Source organism: Rhizobium sp. NZLR1b, assembly GCF_019685155.1.
GTDB lineage: Bacteria > Pseudomonadota > Alphaproteobacteria > Rhizobiales > Rhizobiaceae > Rhizobium.
The window spans coordinates 306,875-323,791 of record NZ_JABDWC010000004.1 but is presented as its reverse complement, the minus strand read 5'-3'; the positions used below and the strand labels follow the sequence as shown (position 1 = coordinate 323,791).

The window sequence follows — 16,917 nt, the reverse complement described above, 5'->3', positions numbered from 1 at the left end:
GCTCACTTCACCAGATCGCAACCGCTCTTGGCGGGATCGATGTAGGCTTCCTTGCCGGGAATGGTGGCAAGCACGTTGAAATAATCCCACGGCTCCTTGCTTTCAGCCGGCTTCTTGACCTGCAGCAGGTACATGTCGTGGATCATCCGGCCATTGGCGCCGACCGTGCCACCGCGGCCGAAGACGTCGTCGACCGGCATTTCATGCAGCTGCTTGGCGACGGCTTCCGTTTCGTCGGTGCCGGCCTTCTGCACCGCCTTCAGATATTGCGTCACTGCCGAATAGGTGCCGGTGTGGATCATGTTCGGCATCTTGCCGGTGCGGGCGAAGAACTTCTTGGCGAAGGCGCGGCTTTCGTCATCGCGGTTCCAGTAAAAACCTTCCGTCAGCGTCAGCCCCTGTGCCGCCTCGAGGCCAAGACCATGCACTTCGGCGAGCGTGAAGAGCAGCGCCGCCAGATGCTGGCCGCCCTGGGTGATGCCGAATTCGGCCGCCTGCTTGATGGCATTCGAGGTGTCGAGGCCGGCATTGGCGAGACCGATCACCTTGGCGCCGGATGATTGCGCCTGCAGCAGGAAGGACGAGAAATCCTGGGTCGACAGCGGATGGCGGACGGCGCCGACGACCTTGCCGCCGCTCGCCTTGACGTAATCGCTGGTCTGCTGTTCCAGCGAATAACCGAAGGCATAGTCGGCAGTCAGGAAGAACCAGCTGTCGCCGCCCTGCTTGACGAGGGCGCCGCCGGTGCCGACGGCAAGCGCATGCGTGTCGTAGGCCCAATGGAACCCGTAAGGCGAGCAGGCCTTGCCGGTGAGATCGGTCGTCGCCGCACCGGTGACGATGTCGATCTTCTTCTTCTCCTTGGCGATAGCCTGCACGGCGAGCGCCACCGACGAGGTCGTCAATTCCATGATCGCATCCACCTGCTCGGTGTCGTACCATTGGCGGGCGATGTTGGAGGCAATATCCGGTTTGTTCTGGTGGTCTGCATCGACAATCTCGATCGGCACATCAAGCACCTTGCCGCCGAAATCCTCGACCGCCATCTTGGCAGCCTCGACCGAAGACTTGCCGCCGAAATCGGCATAGACACCCGACTGGTCGTTCAGGATGCCGATCTTGACCTTGCCGTCGGTCGCGCTCTGCGCGAGCACCGCAGTGCTGCTTGCAAGCAGAAATGCAACTGATGCAATGAGATTCTTACGCATATTCTCTCCTCCCAGAGATTGGCCAGATTGCGGATCTGTTCAGATTTGGCCAGCCGCACTCCTCGGAGCGGCCGACCCTTAGCCTACGATCAAGGAAATTCCGCCTTGAGGCAACGGGTGATTTACAACTAATTCCAAACAGTATCTGTTCATTTTTGAACAGAGGGGATCGCCATGAACAATCCACCGCAGTTTACTTGGGACGATCTGCAGTTTTTTCTAGCCGTAGCCCGCACTGGACAGCTCTCGACGGCGGCCCGGCAGTTGCGCTCTAGCCATGCCACGGTCTCGCGCCGCATCGACCGGCTGGAATTCACCCTCAAGGTCAAGCTCTTCGAGCGCAATCCGCGCGGCTATGTGCTGACCGCCATGGGCACGCGTTTCATCGAGACAGCCGAGCGGATGGAGCAGGAGACCGAGCGGCTGCGCGCCGATCTCGCCGACGGCTCGATGGCGCAGCGCGGCCTCGTGCGCCTCAGCGCGCCTGAAGGTTTTGCCAATTTCTTCTTCGCGACCGTGCTGCCGCGGTTTGCCGCCCAGCATCCGCACCTGGCGCTGGAACTGGTAACGATCCAGCAGATCATGTCGCTGTCACGCAAGGACGCCGATCTTTCCGTCGTGCTCGACGAGCCGAAGGGCGGGCCTTATTTTGCCGAGAAGCTGACCGACTATCACCTGCAGATCTACGGCTCGCGCGACTATCTGGCAAAGGCGCCTGAGATCACCTGCCGCGAGGACCTGCTCGGCCATCCCTTCGTCAGCTATATCGAGGAAATGATCTTCGCGCCGGGCCTGGATTATCTGAGCGATGTGCATCCGCGCATCAAGCCGCAATTCCAGAGTTCCAGCATCTTCGCGCAGCTCACCGCCACCCGAAACGGCCTCGGCCTCTGCATCCTGCCCTACTTCTTCGCCAGCCGTTATCCCGAGCTCGTGCGCGTGCTGCCCGAGGAAATCGACCTCAAGCGCCAATACTGGATCACCTGCCATCGCGACCTGAAACAGGCGCCGCGCGTTCGCGCCGTCATCGATTTCCTGCGCGAGGCGGTGCGCGGCGAGGATGTGCGCTTCGTGCCGCCCTACGTCACCGCCGCAGGCGCGCCGCGCCGGTCCGAAGCCGAAACTTGACTATTTGAGAAACTCGGCCCGGTGCGGGGTGAATGCATCGATCAGCCGACCCTTTTCCAGCGCCTTGACGCCGTGGACGAGATTGGGGGGCACGATGAAGCTGCCGCCCTGGCGCAGCACCTCAGTCCGGCCGTCGATCGTCACTTCGAAGCTGCCCTCGGCGACATAACTTGCCTGGATGTGCGGATGCGAATGAGCAGCACCGACAGCGCCGCTTTCGAAGGCCACTTCCACCATCATCATCTCAGGCAGATAGGTCATGATGCGCCTGACGACGCCGGGCTCGGGGTTGACCCATTCGGCGCCTTCGGCCGATACGAACAGATCGCTTGACGACATTTCCGTCTCCTCATTCCAGAATCGATCGCCGGCAAAGTGGATCATGCCGACGCTTTTGAAAAGATGGCGGGCGCTGTCTTTTCGATACGGCCGCCTTCTGTTGACGCGGTCGGCTGGCGGGTCTATGCGAGCTTGAGCGAGGCAAGCCTGAGTTCAAGGGTGAGGAGACGCCGACATGCAGCATACGCGCGAGGTTTTCGACTGGGCCGACCCGTTCCGCCTGGTGGAGCAGCTCACCAGCGAGGAGCGCATGGTGCAGGATACGGCCCATGCCTATGCGCAGGAAAAACTTGCGCCCCGCGTTCTCGACGCCTTCCGCAATGAAAAGACCGATCCTCAGATCTTCCGCGAAATGGGCGAACTCGGCCTGCTCGGCCCGACGATCTCGCCTGAGTATGGCGGCGCCGGTCTCGGTTACGTCGCCTACGGCCTGATCGCCCGCGAAGTCGAACGGGTCGATAGCGGTTACCGCTCGATGATGAGCGTGCAGTCCTCGCTGGTCATGGTGCCGATCGAAACATTCGGCTCCGAAGCACAGAAGCTGAAATACCTGCCGAAACTCGCCATCGGCGAATGGATCGGCTGCTTCGGCCTGACCGAACCCGATCACGGCTCCGACCCCGGCTCGATGGCGACACGCGCGAAAAAAGTCGACGGCGGCTACAGCCTCACCGGCTCGAAGACCTGGATATCCAATGCGCCGATCGCCGATATCTTCGTCGTCTGGGCCAAGACCGAGGACGGCCTCATCCGCGGCTTCATCCTCGAAAAGGGCTGGAAAGGGCTTTCGGCTCCCGCCATCCACGGCAAGGTGGGCTTGCGCGCCTCGATCACCGGTGAAGTGGTGATGGACGGGGTCTTCGTGCCCGAGGAAAATCTTCTGCCCGGCGTCACCGGCCTCAAGGGCCCGTTCACCTGCCTGAATTCGGCCCGTTTCGGCATCGCCTGGGGCGCGCTCGGTGCTGCCGAGGATTGTTATGCCAGGGCACGGCAATACACGCTGGAGCGCAAGCAGTTCAGCCGGCCGCTCGCCGCCAACCAACTGATCCAGAAGAAGCTCGCCGACATGGCGGCGGAGATCTCGCTCGGCCTGCAGGGCTGCCTGCGGCTTGGCCGCATGAAGGAGGAAGGCCATCCGCCGGTGGAACTAACCTCGATCCTCAAGCGCAACAGCTGCGGCAAGGCGCTGGAGATTGCGCGCGCCGCCCGCGACATGCTCGGCGGCAACGGCATTTCCGACGAATTCGGCATCGCCCGCCATCTCGTCAATCTCGAAGTGGTCAACACCTATGAGGGTACGCACGACATCCATGCGCTGATCATCGGCCGGGCGATCACCGGCATCGCGGCTTTCGCGAACTAATTCACCGGCCCGTCAAGGCGAATTGCCAGGCGCCTGACAATGTGCAACCTTTCCTCTCGCGGCACAAAGCCGGCAAAGAGGGGGATCGCATGTTTCTGCTTCTTGCATTGCTGATCGGTGTCGTTGCCGGCCTTCGCACCATGACGGCGCCGGCCGCCGTCGCCTGGGGTGCGGCACTTGGCTGGTTCGACGTCTCGCAGACGCCGCTTGCCTTCATGGGTTACAAGTGGACGCCGTGGATCTTCACGGTTCTCGCCGTCGTCGAACTGATCGCCGACCAGTTGCCGTCGACGCCGTCGCGCAAGGTGCCGATGCAGTTCGGCGCCCGCATCGTCGCCGGCGCGCTGGCAGGCGCAACCATCGGGGCGGCCAGCAGCCTGTTGTTCGGCGGGCTGATCGCCGGCGTAATTGGCGCCGTCATCGGCACCTATGGCGGCGCTGCCCTCCGCAGCCGGCTTGCCGCCTCCTTCGGCAAGGACCTGCCAGCCGCCCTCATCGAGGATGCCGTCGCCGTCATCGGCGCGGTGCTGATCGTGGGGGCCGTCGGATGAAAAGCTTCGACGCTATCGTGATCGGCGCCGGCCAGGCCGGCCCGTCGCTTGCCGCCCGCATGGTCGAAAAGGGCATGAAGGTGGCGCTGATCGAGCGAAAATTCCTCGGCGGCACCTGCGTCAATGCCGGCTGCATGCCGACGAAGACGCTGGTCGCCAGCGCCCGCGCCGCCCATGTCGCAAGAAGCGGCGCCGCTTATGGTGTCAGGATCCCCGGCGAGATCGCCGTCGACATGAAGGTGGTCAGAGCCCGCGCCGAAAAAGTCACGATGAATGCCCGCAACGGCCTGATCGACTGGTTGGGCGGCCTGGACGGCATGAGCGTAATCTACGGCCATGCCCGGTTCGAGAGCCCCAACACCGTCAGCGTCAATGGCGAGACGCTGACCGCGCCGCGCATGTTCCTCAATGTCGGCGCGCGGCCCGTCGTTCCCGACCTGCCGGGCATCAATGAAATCGATTACCTCACCAGCACCTCGATCATCCATCTCGACACGCTGCCCCGGCATCTCGTGGTGATCGGCGGCAGCTATATCGGGTTGGAATTCGCGCAGATGTATCGCCGCTTCGGCGCCGGGGTCAGCGTCATCGAGCATGGCCCGAAGCTCGCATCGCGCGAGGACGAGGATATATCAGACGCGATCGCCGACATCCTGCGCTCGGAAGGCATCGGCATCCACACCGACGCCGGCAATATCGCCTTCGCCAGAAACGGCAGCGGGGTGAGCGTCACCGCCGGCCCGGCGAAGATCGATGCGAGCCATGTGCTGATCGCCACCGGCCGCAAGCCGAACACCGACGATCTCGGCCTCGATGCCGCGGGCGTCATCACCGACAAACGCGGCTTCATCGCGGTCGATGACAGGCTCGCCACCAATATCGAGGGCATCTGGGCGCTCGGCGACTGCAACGGCCACGGCGCTTTCACCCACACCTCCTACAATGATTTCGAGATCGCCGCTGCCAATCTCCTCGACGGCGACGACCGCAAGGTTTCAAGCCGCATCCCGGCCTATGCGCTCTATATCGACCCGCCACTCGGCCGCGTCGGCATGACGGAGAAGCAGGCGCGCGCCTCCGGCCGCAAGATCATGGTATCGACCCGGCCGATGAGCCGGGTTGGCCGCGCCAACGAGCGCGGCGAGACCAAGGGCTTCATGAAGGTGATCGCCGATGCCGAGACCAAGCAGATTCTCGGCGCGGCGATCCTCGGCATCGAGGGCGACGAGGTGATCCACGGCTTGATCGATGCGATGAATGCGGGAACGACCTATCCGGCATTGCAATGGTCGGTACCGATCCATCCGACGGTATCGGAGTTGATTCCAACGCTGCTTGGCGATCTGAAGCCGGTTTAGCTGTGATGTTTGGAAATCGACAGCTGGAGGCGGACCCCGCGTGTCTATCGAACTGCTGATCGAGAATTACGGCCTGCTGGCGATCTTTCTGGGCGCCGCCTTTGAAGGCGAAACGGCCGCGTTCCTTGGCGGCGTGATTTCACACCGCGGGCTGCTGCCCTATTGGTCGGCGTCGCTCGCGGCCACGGCCGGATCTTTCGCCGGCGATCAACTATGGTTCCTCGTCGGTCGTTACGCGGCTAGCTGGAGCCTCGTCCGCCGGCTGAAGGAAAAGCCGGCGCTGGCGCGCGCAACCGCGCTTTTGGAAAAATATCCCACCGGTTTCATTCTTGCATTTCGTTTTCTGGTTGGGCTGCGGACGATCAGCCCCATCGTCATCGGCACGACACGGATACCGACCGGAAAATTCGTCCTCCTGAATGCCGCGGCCGCGCTGGTGTGGGGGCAGCTTTTCACGGCGCTCGGTTACCTGTTCGGACACGGCATCGAACAGATATTAGGCCACCTTCCCCTTCACCGCCATCTGCTGGTCGCAGCCGGAGGCGCGGCTGTCGTCGCAGGCGCGGCTCTGGTCTTTCGCAAAATGAAACTCAGCGCCAGGCGCTCGTAAAGGCGATGAGACGGCCTATTCCATCACGATCTGCAGCTTTACGTCGTTCGGCCGCGCCTCGACGGCGCGATCAAACGCCTTGATCGAATCCTCGAATGTGAAGGTCTCGGAAATCAGCGGTTTCAGGTCGACGCGACCCGAGCCGAGCAGGGCGATCGAGCGCTCATACTGATGCGCGTAGCGGAACACCGTCTCGATGCGGATCTCCTTGGTCGATGCCGTCGAAACGTCGAAGCCGATCGGGTTGACCGGCAGGCCGACGACGACGATGACGCCGCCCGGGCGCGGCAGCGCCATGATCGTCTCCCAGGCCTTCGGTGAGCCGGAGCATTCGAAGACGACATCGGTGCCCCAGCCGTCCGTCAGCCGGCCGACCTCTTCGCTCAGGTTCTTTTCGCGGATATTGACCGGAATGACGCCCTGATATTGCGCGGCGATATCGAGCTTCGGCTGGGCGAGATCGGCGACGATCGCCCGGGCGCAGCCGCCGGCAAGGGCAGCAATCGCCACCATCGTGCCGATCGGCCCGGCGCCGAGGACGACGGCGGTATCGCCGGGTGTAATCTTCGCTTTGCTCGCCGCCTGCATGCCGACGGCGAAGGGCTCGACCATGGCGCCCTCGGCGAAGCTGACATTGTCAGGCAGCTTGAAGGTGTAGTTGGCGGGATGCACGACCTCCGGCGTCAACACGCCATGGACCGGCGGCGTCGCCCAGAAGGTCACCGCCGGATCGATATTGTACATGCCGAGCCGGCTTGCCTTGGAATTCGGATCGGGAATGCCGGGCTCCATGCAGACGCGGTCGCCAACTTTCAGATGCGTGACGCCGGCCCCGACCTCGACGACCGTGCCTGCTGCTTCATGGCCGAGCACCATCGGCGCGTTGACCACGAAGGGGCCGATCTTGCCGTGCGTGTAATAATGCACGTCGGAACCGCAGACACCGACGGTGTGGATCCTGATCTTCACCTCGCCCGGGCCGGTTTCGAGCGGCAGATCGATATCACGAAGCGCAAGCTCATGCTGGCGCTCGAGGACAAGCGCACGGACTTTGGTCATCGTCGGTTTCCTTCCCTATGGCCCCTCGGTTCATCGAGTGCCGTTGAAGCGACTATAAAACGGGAAGGGGCGGCAATTCAATCTTAGAGATTAAGCTTTTGCTCAACATGCGATGAAATGCCCGCCTCTATAATCCGAAAGATTTGTGTTCCAAGACCTCTGTATGATTCCAGCCGAGACCGTCGGAGAGTACATTCTCCATACGAGATCCCGACCATGAGGACAGGCAGAGAGATGAAGAAAGATCCCGATAATGTCGGCGGAAATCGGTCTTGCGGCCTGACGATATCAAGGTCATTGCGGGAATTCTGGCGCCGGCTTGTGGACCCGATTGTCGAACTGCCGAAGGGCCGCCAGCCGCGGCCGGTGCGTGTTGTCGTCGAGACGAGGGATCGAAATCGCCACCGACAGCGTTATTAGCCATGAGCCGGCACGGCGCCACGGAAGCATGATGACTCCGGGCAGATGCGGATCAGCAAGATAAGGAAGACCATCATGAAATCGATCGTGTCATTCTGTCTGTTCGCATCCCTGCTCTTTGCCGCAAGTGGGGCGTCTGCGGCCCTCGAACAAGCATCGCTCCCGCCGCAGCAGGAAGAAAGGGTGGTGCCGGCCAATCTCGCGCTCACCTTCACCGGCCCGGTCAATCTTGCCCGCTCGACGGCCATCCTGTTCGATGCTGAGGGTTTGGCGCTTCCCACCGGCAAGCCATTTCTCTCCGGTCCTGAAGGATCGATCTTCAAGGTCCCGCTCGACCCTGCCATGGCGCCCGGCCTCTATACCATCGACTGGCGTGTCCTCTCGATGGACGGCCGCAGCGCCCAAGGCCAATACCGGTTCCGGATCGATCCTTAGCTCGCTCGCTGAAAAGCATTTATGAGATTTTTATATTGACGGCTCCTTGCTCGTCTCGAACCTTTATGCCCTTCGGTTCCATATTGATCTCCGAGAGATCGAAAAGATCATCTCCACGCCAGAAAGCATGAAAGGCGACCCCCCCAGGGTGTGCGCCCTTTGTCTTGTCTGACTCCAACAAGAACAACAGGAGTCACGATCATGATGGATATCATTCTGCTTGGCACCGCGATCATATTCTTCGCGCTGTGCTTTGCCTACACAAGAGCCTGCGACAGGCTTTGACAGGAGAAACGACGATGACCCTCGATTATGTCTTGAGCGGTGCCGTAACCGTGTTTCTCACTGTCTACCTCACCTACGCTCTGCTTCGCCCGGAACGCTTCTGAAAAGAACTGGCGCTTCTGAGGTCGCGCATGCGACCGAGAAGCAGCCGGGTATTGAAAGTTTACCTCCATGACCCTCAACGGATGGCTTCAGATCCTGCTTTACTGCGGGATCATCCTGGTGCTCGTCAAACCGCTCGGCGGCTACATGACGCGTGTCTTCAGCGGCGAGCGCACTTTCCTGTCACCCGTCCTCGTTCCGATCGAACGGCGACTTTACCGCATGGCCGGCACGGGCGAACGCGAGGAACAGCATTGGACCTCCTATGCCTTTGCCATGCTGCTCTTCAACCTTCTCGGCGTCATCGTGCTTTATGCGCTGCAGCGCCTGCAGGCCGGCCTTCCCTATAATCCGGCCGGCATGGCGGCCGTCCCGCCGGAGCTTTCGTTCAACACCGCCGTCAGTTTCGTCAGCAACACCAACTGGCAGAACTACGGCGGCGAAAGCACGATGTCCTATCTGACCCAGATGGCTGGCTTCACCGTCCAGAACTTCGCCTCCGCGGCGACGGGCATCGCCATCGCACTTGCCTTCATCCGCGCCTTCGCGCGCACGTCGGGCAAGGCCATCGGCAATTTCTGGGTCGATATGACGAGGGCCACCTTCTATGTGCTGCTGCCCATCTGCATCGTGCTGACGCTTGTCTATGTCTATCTCGGCGTGCCGCAGACGCTCGGACCCTATGTCAATGCGACGACGCTCGAAGGCGCGCAGCAGACGATCGCCGTCGGCCCCGTCGCCTCGCAGCTTGCGATCAAGATGCTCGGCACCAATGGCGGCGGCTTCTTCAACGCCAATTCGGCCCATCCCTTCGAAAACCCCGATGCGATCTCCAACCTCATCCAGATGGTTTCGATCTTCGCAATCGGCGCGGCGCTGACCAACGTCTTCGGCCGCATGGTCGGCAACCAGCGCCAGGGCTGGGCGATCCTTGCGACGATGGGCGTGCTGTTCCTCGCCGGCGTCACCGTCACCTATTGGGCGGAAGCCGCTGGTAACCCATCGATGCACGCCTTCGGTCTTGGCGGCGGCAACATGGAAGGCAAGGAAGTCCGCTTCGGCGTCGCCCTGTCTTCGCTGTTTGCGGTCATCACCACCGCCGCCTCCTGCGGCGCGGTCAATGCGATGCACGGCAGCTTCACCGCGCTCGGCGGCCTCGTTCCGTTGATCAACATGCAGCTCGGCGAAGTCATCGTCGGCGGTGTCGGCGCCGGCTTTTACGGTATCCTGCTGTTCATCATCGTCGCCGTCTTCGTCGCCGGCCTGATGGTCGGCCGCACGCCGGAATATCTCGGCAAGAAGATCGAGGCGAAGGAAATGAAGATGGCCGTTCTCGCCATCCTCTGCTTGCCGCTTGCCATGCTGGTTTTCACCGCGATCGCCACGGTGCTGCCGTCCGCCGTCGCCTCGATCGGCACCGCCGGCCCGCATGGCTTCTCCGAAATCCTCTACGCCTATACCTCGGCTGCGGCCAATAACGGCTCGGCTTTCGGCGGGCTGGCAGGCAATACACCCTGGTACAACGTGACGCTCGGCATCGGCATGCTCGCCGGCCGCTTCCTGGTCATCATCCCGGCACTGGCCATCGCCGGCTCGCTGATCGGCAAGAAGACGGTTCCGGCCTCGGCAGGCACTTTCCCCACGGATGGTCCACTCTTCGTCGGGCTGCTCGTCGGCACTATCCTGATCGTCGGCGGCCTGACCTTCTTCCCGGCCTTGGCGCTCGGCCCCGTCGTCGAGCACTTGGTGATGATCGCCGGCCAGACCTTTTGAGGTGATGCCGCAGCGATCCTCACGATTTGACAGGGCTGACCGGCATCCGGTTCGCCATCCTCTTTCCAAGCTGGAGCCTCTTATGAGCCAGGCAAAATCCGCGAGTATCGTCGATAGTCGCATTCTCATTCCGGCCATGGGCGCCGCCTTCAAGAAGCTTGACCCACGGGCACTTGCCAGAAATCCGGTCATGTTCGTCGTGGCCACGGTCTCGGTGCTGACCACCGTGCTTTTCCTGCGCGACCTCGCGGCCGGCAACGGCAATCTCGGCTTCTCCTTCCAGATCAATCTCTGGCTCTGGTTCACCGTGCTGTTTGCCAATTTCGCCGAGGCGGTTGCCGAGGGCCGCGGCAAGGCGCAGGCGGATTCGCTGCGCAAGGCGCGCACCGAGACCCAGGCCAAGCTGCTGACTGCCAACAATGGCAGCGACTACCGCATGGTGCCGGGCACCAGCCTCAAGGTCGGCGACGTCGTGCTCGTCGAGGCTGGCGACATCATTCCCTCGGACGGCGAAGTCATCGAAGGTGTGGCCTCTGTCAACGAGGCGGCGATCACGGGCGAATCCGCCCCCGTCATCCGCGAATCCGGCGGCGACCGCTCGGCGGTGACCGGCGGCACCCAAGTGCTGTCCGACTGGATCCGTGTCCGTATCACCGCGGCGGCCGGCTCGACCTTCATCGACCGGATGATCGCGCTGGTCGAAGGCGCTGAACGCCAGAAGACGCCGAACGAGATCGCGCTCAACATCCTGCTGGCCGGCATGACGCTGATTTTCGTGCTGGCCACCGCGACGATCCCGAGCTTTGCCATCTATGCCGGCGGCTCGATCCCGATCATCGTGCTCGTCGCCCTCTTCGTCACCCTGATCCCGACGACGATCGGCGCGCTGCTGTCGGCAATCGGCATTGCCGGCATGGACCGCCTGGTCCGCTTCAACGTGCTCGCCATGTCCGGCCGCGCCGTCGAGGCCGCCGGCGATGTCGACACGCTGCTGCTCGACAAAACAGGCACGATCACCCTCGGCAATCGCCAGGCGACGAGTTTCCGCCCGGTTCGCGGCGTCTCCGAACAGGATCTCGCCGATGCCGCCCAGCTCGCCTCGCTGGCCGACGAAACGCCCGAGGGACGCTCCATCGTCGTGCTCGCCAAGGAGAAATATGCGATCCGCGGCCGCGACATGGCGAGCCTCAAGGCGACCTTCGTGCCCTTCACCGCCCAGACCCGCATGAGCGGCGTCGATCTTGAAGGCGCCTCGATCCGCAAGGGTGCGGTCGATGCCGTGCTGACCTATGTCAATGGCGACGCGCCTTCAAAGAATGGCAGCGAGGTCGTGCGCGAACTGCAGTCGACCGCCGACGAGGTCGCCAAATCGGGCGGCACGCCGCTGGCCGTTGCCCGCGACGGCAGGCTGCTCGGCGTCATCCAGCTGAAGGACATCGTCAAGGGCGGCATCCGCGAGCGCTTCACCGAGCTGCGCCGCATGGGCATCCGCACCGTGATGATCACAGGCGACAACCCGCTGACGGCAGCCGCCATCGCTGCCGAGGCCGGCGTCGACGACTTCCTTGCCCAGGCGACGCCGGAGATGAAGCTGGCGCTGATGCGCGAGGAACAGGCCAAGGGCAAGCTCGTTGCCATGTGCGGCGACGGCACCAACGATGCGCCGGCGCTCGCCCAGGCCGATGTCGGCGTCGCCATGAACACCGGCACGGTCGCCGCCCGCGAGGCCGGCAACATGGTCGATCTCGACAGCGACCCGACGAAGCTGATCGAGATCGTCGAGATCGGCAAGCAGTTGTTGATGACGCGCGGCGCGCTGACGACGTTTTCGATCGCCAACGACATCGCCAAGTACTTCGCCATCATCCCGGCGATGTTCCTGACCTTCTATCCGCAGCTCGGCGTCCTGAACGTCATGGGGCTTTCGACGCCGCAAAGCGCCATTCTCTCGGCGATCATCTTCAACGCACTGATCATCGTCGCGCTGATCCCGCTGTCGCTGAAAGGTGTGCGCTATCGTCCGATCGGCGCAGGCGCGCTCTTATCGCGCAACCTGCTGATCTACGGCCTCGGCGGCATCATCGTCCCGTTCATCGGCATCAAGGCGATCGACATGGCCGTCGCAGCCCTCGGCCTCGCCTGAAACACTCCAAGGAGTAACAACAATGTTGAAAGAATTTCGCCCGGCCGTCGTCATGATCGTCGCCACCACCGCCATCACCGGGCTTCTTTATCCGCTCGCCATGACCGGTGCTGCCCAAGCCCTCTTTCCCAGCCAGGCGAACGGCAGCCTGATCGAGAAGAACGGTGAGGTGATCGGCTCGGCGCTGATCGGCCAGGCCTTTAGCAGCGACAAGTATTTCCACGGCCGCCCTTCGGCTGCCGGCGACGGCTATAATGCCGCTGCCTCCAGCGGCTCGAACCTCGGCCCGACCAGCAAGAAACTGATCGACCGCGTCAAAGACGATTACGAGACCGCCAAGGCGGCGAACCCGAATTCGGAGGTGCCCGCCGACCTCGTCACCGCGTCGGGCAGCGGCCTCGATCCCGATATTTCGCCGGAGGCGGCCTACTTCCAGGTGACCCGCGTCGCCAAGGCGCGAAGCCTGGACGAGGCCAAGGTCAAGGCGCTGGTCGACGGCGTCGTTCAGGCCCGTGAACTCGGCCTTCTCGGCGAGCCCACGGTCAATGTTCTGGCGTTGAACCAGCGGCTTGATGCTTCTATGACTGAGTGAAGGTAGGCGGGCCACAGCCTTTCCCTCATTGCTGTGCTCGTCACAGCAATGAGGGAAAGTGGAGCAAGCCTCGCCGACATGAAAGACCACACCCATGCCAGACGACAATCGCGACCAGGCCGGCAGGCCATCGCCCGATGCGCTTCTCGAAAAAGCCCGGGCGGAAACGCGCGGCCGTCTGAAGATCTTTCTCGGTGCCGCCCCGGGCGTCGGCAAGACTTACGAGATGCTGATCTCCGGCCGCGCCAAGATCGCCGATGGCCTCGATGTCGTCATCGGCGTCGTCGAGACCCACGGCCGCAAGGAGACCGAGGCGCTCGTCGCCGGTTTCGAAATCATTCCCAGCGTCGAAATCGACTATAGGGGCCGGCTGCTCCAGGAGATGGATCTCGACGGAATCCTCGCCCGCCGGCCTGATCTCGTGCTGGTCGACGAACTCGCCCATAGCAATGCCGAGGGCAGCCGCCATCCGAAACGTTACCTCGACGTCAGGGAATTGCTCGATCGCGGCATCGACGTTTATACGACGCTGAACATCCAGCATGTCGAAAGCCTGAACGACGTCGTCTCGCAAATCACCCGCATCCGCGTGCGCGAGACGGTGCCGGACTCCATCATCGACATTGCCGATGACGTCGAGATTATCGATCTGACGCCGGACGATCTCATTAAGCGTCTGCACGACGGCAAGGTCTACATGCCGCGCACCGCCGAGCGGGCGCTGACCAACTACTTTACCCCCGGCAACCTGACGGCGCTCAGGGAACTGGCGCTGCGCAAGACGGCGCAGCGCGTCGACGACCAACTGCTGACCCACATGCAGGCCCACGCCATCTCAGGCCCCTGGGCGGCGGGCGAACGTGTCCTCGTCTCGGTCGACCATCACCCGCGCTCCGCCTCGCTGGTGCGTTACGCCGCCCGCATGGCCTCGCGGCTGCGCGCCCCCTGGGCGGCCGTCTATATCGAGACCAACCGCTCGATCAATCTCAGCGAAGCCGAGCGCGATACCGTCGCCGCCACCCTGCGCCTTGCTGAACAGCTCGGCGGCGAGGCGATCACCCTTCCCGGCCGCGAGGTGGCCGAAGAACTCGTCCGCCACGCCACCGCCAACAACGTCACCCACATCGTCATCGGCGCCCCGAAGAAGCCGACCTGGCGCGACTGGTGGAACCGCTCGATCACCGACGAACTGATCCGCAAGACAGGCGAGATCAGCGTCCATGTCATCTCAGGCAGCGAGAAGGATGGCACCACCGCGCGCGGGGTCAGGGCGGCCGCCATCGCACCGCCACTGGATTTCAGAGCCTACCTGCTGGCGACCGTCTATGTCGCTATTGCGCTCGGCGTCGGCGTCGTGCTCGACCAGGTGCTTGACGTCCGCAACCTCGCCCTGGTCTTCCTGATGGCGGTGCTGACCTCCGCCGTGCTTCACGGCCTGCGGCCGGCACTTTACAGCTGCATCCTCAGCGCACTGTCCTTCAATTTCTTTTTCCTGCCGCCGCGCTACACGCTGACGATCAGCGATCCGGAAAGCGTGCTGGCCCTGTTCTTCTTCCTCGGCGTCGCCATCATCGCTAGCAACCTGACCGCGACCGTGCAGCGCCAGGCCGCCGCCGCGAGGCAGCGGGCGCGCACGACCGAAGACCTCTATCTCTTCTCGAAAAAGCTCGCCGGCACCGGCACGCTCGACGACGTCCTCTGGGCGACCGCCTTCCAGCTCGCTTCGATGCTGAAGGTCCGCGTCGTGCTGCTGCTGCCGGAAGAGGGCGGCATCGCCGTCAAGGCCGGCTACCCACCCGACGATACGCTCGACGATGCCGATATCGCCGCCGCTCGCTGGGCCTGGGAACACAATCACGCCGCCGGTCGCGGCGCCGATACCCTGCCCGGCGCCAAACGCCTCTACGTACCGCTCAGAACCGGGCGCACCGCCGTCGGCGTCATCGGCCTCGACAGCGACCGCCGCGACGGGCCGCTGCTGACACCCGAGCAGCAGCGGCTGCTCGATGCACTGGCCGACCAGGCGGCCCTTGCCATCGAGCGTGTCCAGCTTGTCGCCGATGTCGATCGGGCAAGGCTCGCGGCCGAAGCCGACCGGCTGCGCTCGGCGCTGCTCACCTCGATCTCGCACGACTTGAAGACACCGCTTGCCGCCATCCTCGGCGCCGCCGGCACGCTGCGCGACTATTTTGCCTCGATGCCGGAGGAGGATCGTAGCGACCTGCTTGCCACCGTCGTCGACGAATCCGAGCGCCTCAACCGCTTCATCGCCAATCTGCTCGATATGACCAAGATCGAATCCGGCGCGATGGAACCGAACCATGCGCTGCATTATGCCGGCGATATCGCCGGCAGCGCACTCCGTCGCGCCGCAAAGATCCTCGAGCGCCACAAAACCGAGATGCATATCCCCGCCGACCTGCCGATGGTGCGTGTCGATCCTGTCCTGTTCGAGCAGGTGATGTTCAACCTGCTCGACAATGCCGCAAAATACGCGCCCGAGGGATCGGTGATCGACATCGGGGGCTGGGCGGATGCCGATTACGTCGTTCTGCAGGTCGTGGACGAAGGCCTGGGCATCCCGCCGGCCGATCTCAACCGTGTGTTCGACACCTTCTATCGTGTGCGCAAGGGCGATCAGGTGCGCGCCGGCACCGGCCTCGGCCTTTCCATCTGCCGCGGCTTCATCGAGGCGATGGGCGGCACGATTACCGCCAGCAACCGGCCGGGCCGCCCAGGCGCGGTCTTCACCATCCGCCTGCCAAAACCCACCGACATTCCGAAACTGGATGAACTTTGATGAGCGGCTCAACCGTCAAAATCCTTGTCGTCGACGATGAGCCTCCGATCCGCAAGCTGCTCCGCGTCGGCCTGACCGCGCAGGGTTACGAGGTACAGGAGGCGGCCAACGCGGCCAACGCCCGTCAGTCGGTCGCCGACGCCATGCCCGACCTCATCGTGCTCGACCTCGGCCTGCCCGATACATCGGGCCACGACCTGCTGCAGGAGTGGCGCGACCAAGGGCATTCCATGCCCATCGTCATCCTTTCCAGCCGCACAGACGAGGCCGGCATCGTCAAGGCGCTGGAAAGCGGGGCCGACGATTACGTCACCAAACCCTTCGGCGTCAACGAACTCGGCGCCCGCATTCGCGTGGCGCTGCGCCACCGCCTGCAGCAGCAGGGCGAAAAGGCGATCTTTCAGACGGGCGGGCTGTCGATCGATCTGGTCAAGCGTATCGTTAAGGTCGACGGCCAGGACATAAAGCTGTCGCCGAAGGAATACGACATCCTGCGGGTGCTCGCCCAGCACGCGGGCAAGGTGCTGACACACCAGTTTCTTCTAAAGCAGGTATGGGGACCGGCGGCGGATGTGCAGTATCTGCGCGTCTACATCAGGCAGCTGCGGCAAAAAGTCGAGCAGATTCCCGACCAGCCGCACTATATCACCACCGAGACCGGCGTCGGCTACCGGCTCAGGGAACCGGACTGAACGCCCTTCCCTCCCGCTGCCCGAACGAACCAGAACAGCATCGAGCCCAGACAGCATAG

The 16,917-nt window shown here is 63.1% G+C and carries 15 protein-coding genes; 12 read left to right on the top strand and 3 right to left on the bottom strand.

Features of this window, described 5'->3' with window-relative positions; genetic code table 11:
* Positions 1-2 precede the first annotated feature (2 nt).
* Positions 3-1,208 carry an ABC transporter substrate-binding protein gene (locus HJB84_RS08225; RefSeq protein ID WP_221115675.1) on the bottom strand — a complete coding sequence of 402 codons (1,206 nt, stop codon included), beginning with the start codon at positions 1,206-1,208 and terminating at the stop codon, positions 3-5.
* A 174-nt stretch (positions 1,209-1,382) separates the two neighbouring features.
* Here HJB84_RS08225 and HJB84_RS08220 point away from each other — a divergent pair, with 174 nt between their 5' ends.
* Positions 1,383-2,336: a LysR family transcriptional regulator gene (locus tag HJB84_RS08220; RefSeq protein ID WP_221115674.1), complete on the top strand. Its 954-nt coding sequence runs from the start codon at positions 1,383-1,385 to the stop codon at positions 2,334-2,336.
* Here HJB84_RS08220 and HJB84_RS08215 read toward each other — a convergent pair whose 3' ends face one another.
* On the bottom strand, positions 2,337-2,675 hold the full coding sequence (locus HJB84_RS08215) for a cupin domain-containing protein (protein WP_183834382.1): 339 nt from the start codon (positions 2,673-2,675) through the stop codon (positions 2,337-2,339).
* A gap of 175 nt (positions 2,676-2,850) precedes the next feature.
* Between HJB84_RS08215 and HJB84_RS08210 the strand changes: the two genes are divergently transcribed.
* The 4 genes from HJB84_RS08210 to HJB84_RS08195 all read left to right on the top strand — a co-directional run bounded on the left by HJB84_RS08210 (position 2,851) and on the right by HJB84_RS08195 (position 6,557).
* Complete coding sequence (locus HJB84_RS08210) at positions 2,851-4,038, top strand: acyl-CoA dehydrogenase (protein WP_207585594.1); 1,188 nt, start codon at positions 2,851-2,853, stop codon at positions 4,036-4,038.
* 89 nt (positions 4,039-4,127) lie between these two features.
* Positions 4,128-4,589, top strand: coding sequence for a DUF4126 family protein (locus HJB84_RS08205; RefSeq protein ID WP_221115673.1), 462 nt, complete (start codon positions 4,128-4,130; stop codon positions 4,587-4,589).
* Entirely contained in the window at positions 4,586-5,947 is a 1,362-nt protein-coding gene (locus tag HJB84_RS08200; RefSeq protein WP_221115672.1) for an FAD-containing oxidoreductase, read from the top strand. The genes HJB84_RS08205 and HJB84_RS08200 overlap by 4 nt, the downstream gene beginning before the upstream one ends.
* Before the next feature lie 40 nt (positions 5,948-5,987).
* Entirely contained in the window at positions 5,988-6,557 is a 570-nt protein-coding gene (locus HJB84_RS08195) for a DedA family protein (RefSeq protein ID WP_221115671.1), read from the top strand.
* A gap of 15 nt (positions 6,558-6,572) precedes the next feature.
* On the opposite strand, the gene HJB84_RS08190 is transcribed toward HJB84_RS08195, so the two are convergent.
* Positions 6,573-7,616, bottom strand: coding sequence for an NAD(P)-dependent alcohol dehydrogenase (locus HJB84_RS08190; RefSeq protein ID WP_221115670.1), 1,044 nt, complete (start codon positions 7,614-7,616; stop codon positions 6,573-6,575).
* 495 nt (positions 7,617-8,111) lie between these two features.
* Here HJB84_RS08190 and HJB84_RS08185 point away from each other — a divergent pair, with 495 nt between their 5' ends.
* The 7 genes from HJB84_RS08185 to HJB84_RS08155 all read left to right on the top strand — a co-directional run bounded on the left by HJB84_RS08185 (position 8,112) and on the right by HJB84_RS08155 (position 16,858).
* Positions 8,112-8,471: a copper resistance protein CopC gene (locus HJB84_RS08185; RefSeq protein WP_207585589.1), complete on the top strand. Its 360-nt coding sequence runs from the start codon at positions 8,112-8,114 to the stop codon at positions 8,469-8,471.
* Between the two features lie 299 nt (positions 8,472-8,770).
* Entirely contained in the window at positions 8,771-8,860 is a 90-nt protein-coding gene (locus HJB84_RS08180; RefSeq protein WP_003547774.1) for a K(+)-transporting ATPase subunit F, read from the top strand.
* Between the two features lie 67 nt (positions 8,861-8,927).
* Positions 8,928-10,631, top strand: coding sequence for a potassium-transporting ATPase subunit KdpA (gene kdpA, locus HJB84_RS08175; RefSeq protein ID WP_221115669.1), 1,704 nt, complete (start codon positions 8,928-8,930; stop codon positions 10,629-10,631).
* 82 nt (positions 10,632-10,713) lie between these two features.
* A complete protein-coding gene (gene kdpB / locus HJB84_RS08170) occupies positions 10,714-12,774 on the top strand; it encodes a potassium-transporting ATPase subunit KdpB (protein WP_221115668.1) in 2,061 nt (686 codons plus the stop codon).
* A gap of 22 nt (positions 12,775-12,796) precedes the next feature.
* On the top strand, positions 12,797-13,366 hold the full coding sequence (gene kdpC / locus HJB84_RS08165; RefSeq protein WP_221115667.1) for a potassium-transporting ATPase subunit KdpC: 570 nt from the start codon (positions 12,797-12,799) through the stop codon (positions 13,364-13,366).
* A gap of 94 nt (positions 13,367-13,460) precedes the next feature.
* On the top strand, positions 13,461-16,166 hold the full coding sequence (locus tag HJB84_RS08160; protein WP_207585585.1) for a sensor histidine kinase KdpD: 2,706 nt from the start codon (positions 13,461-13,463) through the stop codon (positions 16,164-16,166).
* Positions 16,166-16,858: a response regulator transcription factor gene (locus tag HJB84_RS08155; protein ID WP_207585584.1), complete on the top strand. Its 693-nt coding sequence runs from the start codon at positions 16,166-16,168 to the stop codon at positions 16,856-16,858. The genes HJB84_RS08160 and HJB84_RS08155 overlap by 1 nt, the downstream gene beginning before the upstream one ends.
* Positions 16,859-16,917: the final 59 nt, after the last annotated feature.

Bases quoted from the DNA above. Each gene is read 5' to 3' on its own strand.
- kdpA (WP_221115669.1), top strand. From the start codon at position 8,928: ATGACCCTCAACGGATGGCTTCAGATCCTGCTTTACTGCGGGATCATC.
- HJB84_RS08160 (WP_207585585.1), top strand. From the start codon at position 13,461: ATGCCAGACGACAATCGCGACCAGGCCGGCAGGCCATCGCCCGATGCG.
- HJB84_RS08210 (WP_207585594.1), top strand. From the start codon at position 2,851: ATGCAGCATACGCGCGAGGTTTTCGACTGGGCCGACCCGTTCCGCCTG.
- HJB84_RS08215 (WP_183834382.1), bottom strand. From the start codon at position 2,675: ATGTCGTCAAGCGATCTGTTCGTATCGGCCGAAGGCGCCGAATGGGTC.
- HJB84_RS08225 (WP_221115675.1), bottom strand. From the start codon at position 1,208: ATGCGTAAGAATCTCATTGCATCAGTTGCATTTCTGCTTGCAAGCAGC.
- HJB84_RS08220 (WP_221115674.1), top strand. From the start codon at position 1,383: ATGAACAATCCACCGCAGTTTACTTGGGACGATCTGCAGTTTTTTCTA.
- HJB84_RS08205 (WP_221115673.1), top strand. From the start codon at position 4,128: ATGTTTCTGCTTCTTGCATTGCTGATCGGTGTCGTTGCCGGCCTTCGC.
- HJB84_RS08180 (WP_003547774.1), top strand. From the start codon at position 8,771: ATGACCCTCGATTATGTCTTGAGCGGTGCCGTAACCGTGTTTCTCACT.
- kdpB (WP_221115668.1), top strand. From the start codon at position 10,714: ATGAGCCAGGCAAAATCCGCGAGTATCGTCGATAGTCGCATTCTCATT.
- HJB84_RS08185 (WP_207585589.1), top strand. From the start codon at position 8,112: ATGAAATCGATCGTGTCATTCTGTCTGTTCGCATCCCTGCTCTTTGCC.
- HJB84_RS08155 (WP_207585584.1), top strand. From the start codon at position 16,166: ATGAGCGGCTCAACCGTCAAAATCCTTGTCGTCGACGATGAGCCTCCG.
- kdpC (WP_221115667.1), top strand. From the start codon at position 12,797: ATGTTGAAAGAATTTCGCCCGGCCGTCGTCATGATCGTCGCCACCACC.
- HJB84_RS08200 (WP_221115672.1), top strand. From the start codon at position 4,586: ATGAAAAGCTTCGACGCTATCGTGATCGGCGCCGGCCAGGCCGGCCCG.
- HJB84_RS08190 (WP_221115670.1), bottom strand. From the start codon at position 7,616: ATGACCAAAGTCCGTGCGCTTGTCCTCGAGCGCCAGCATGAGCTTGCG.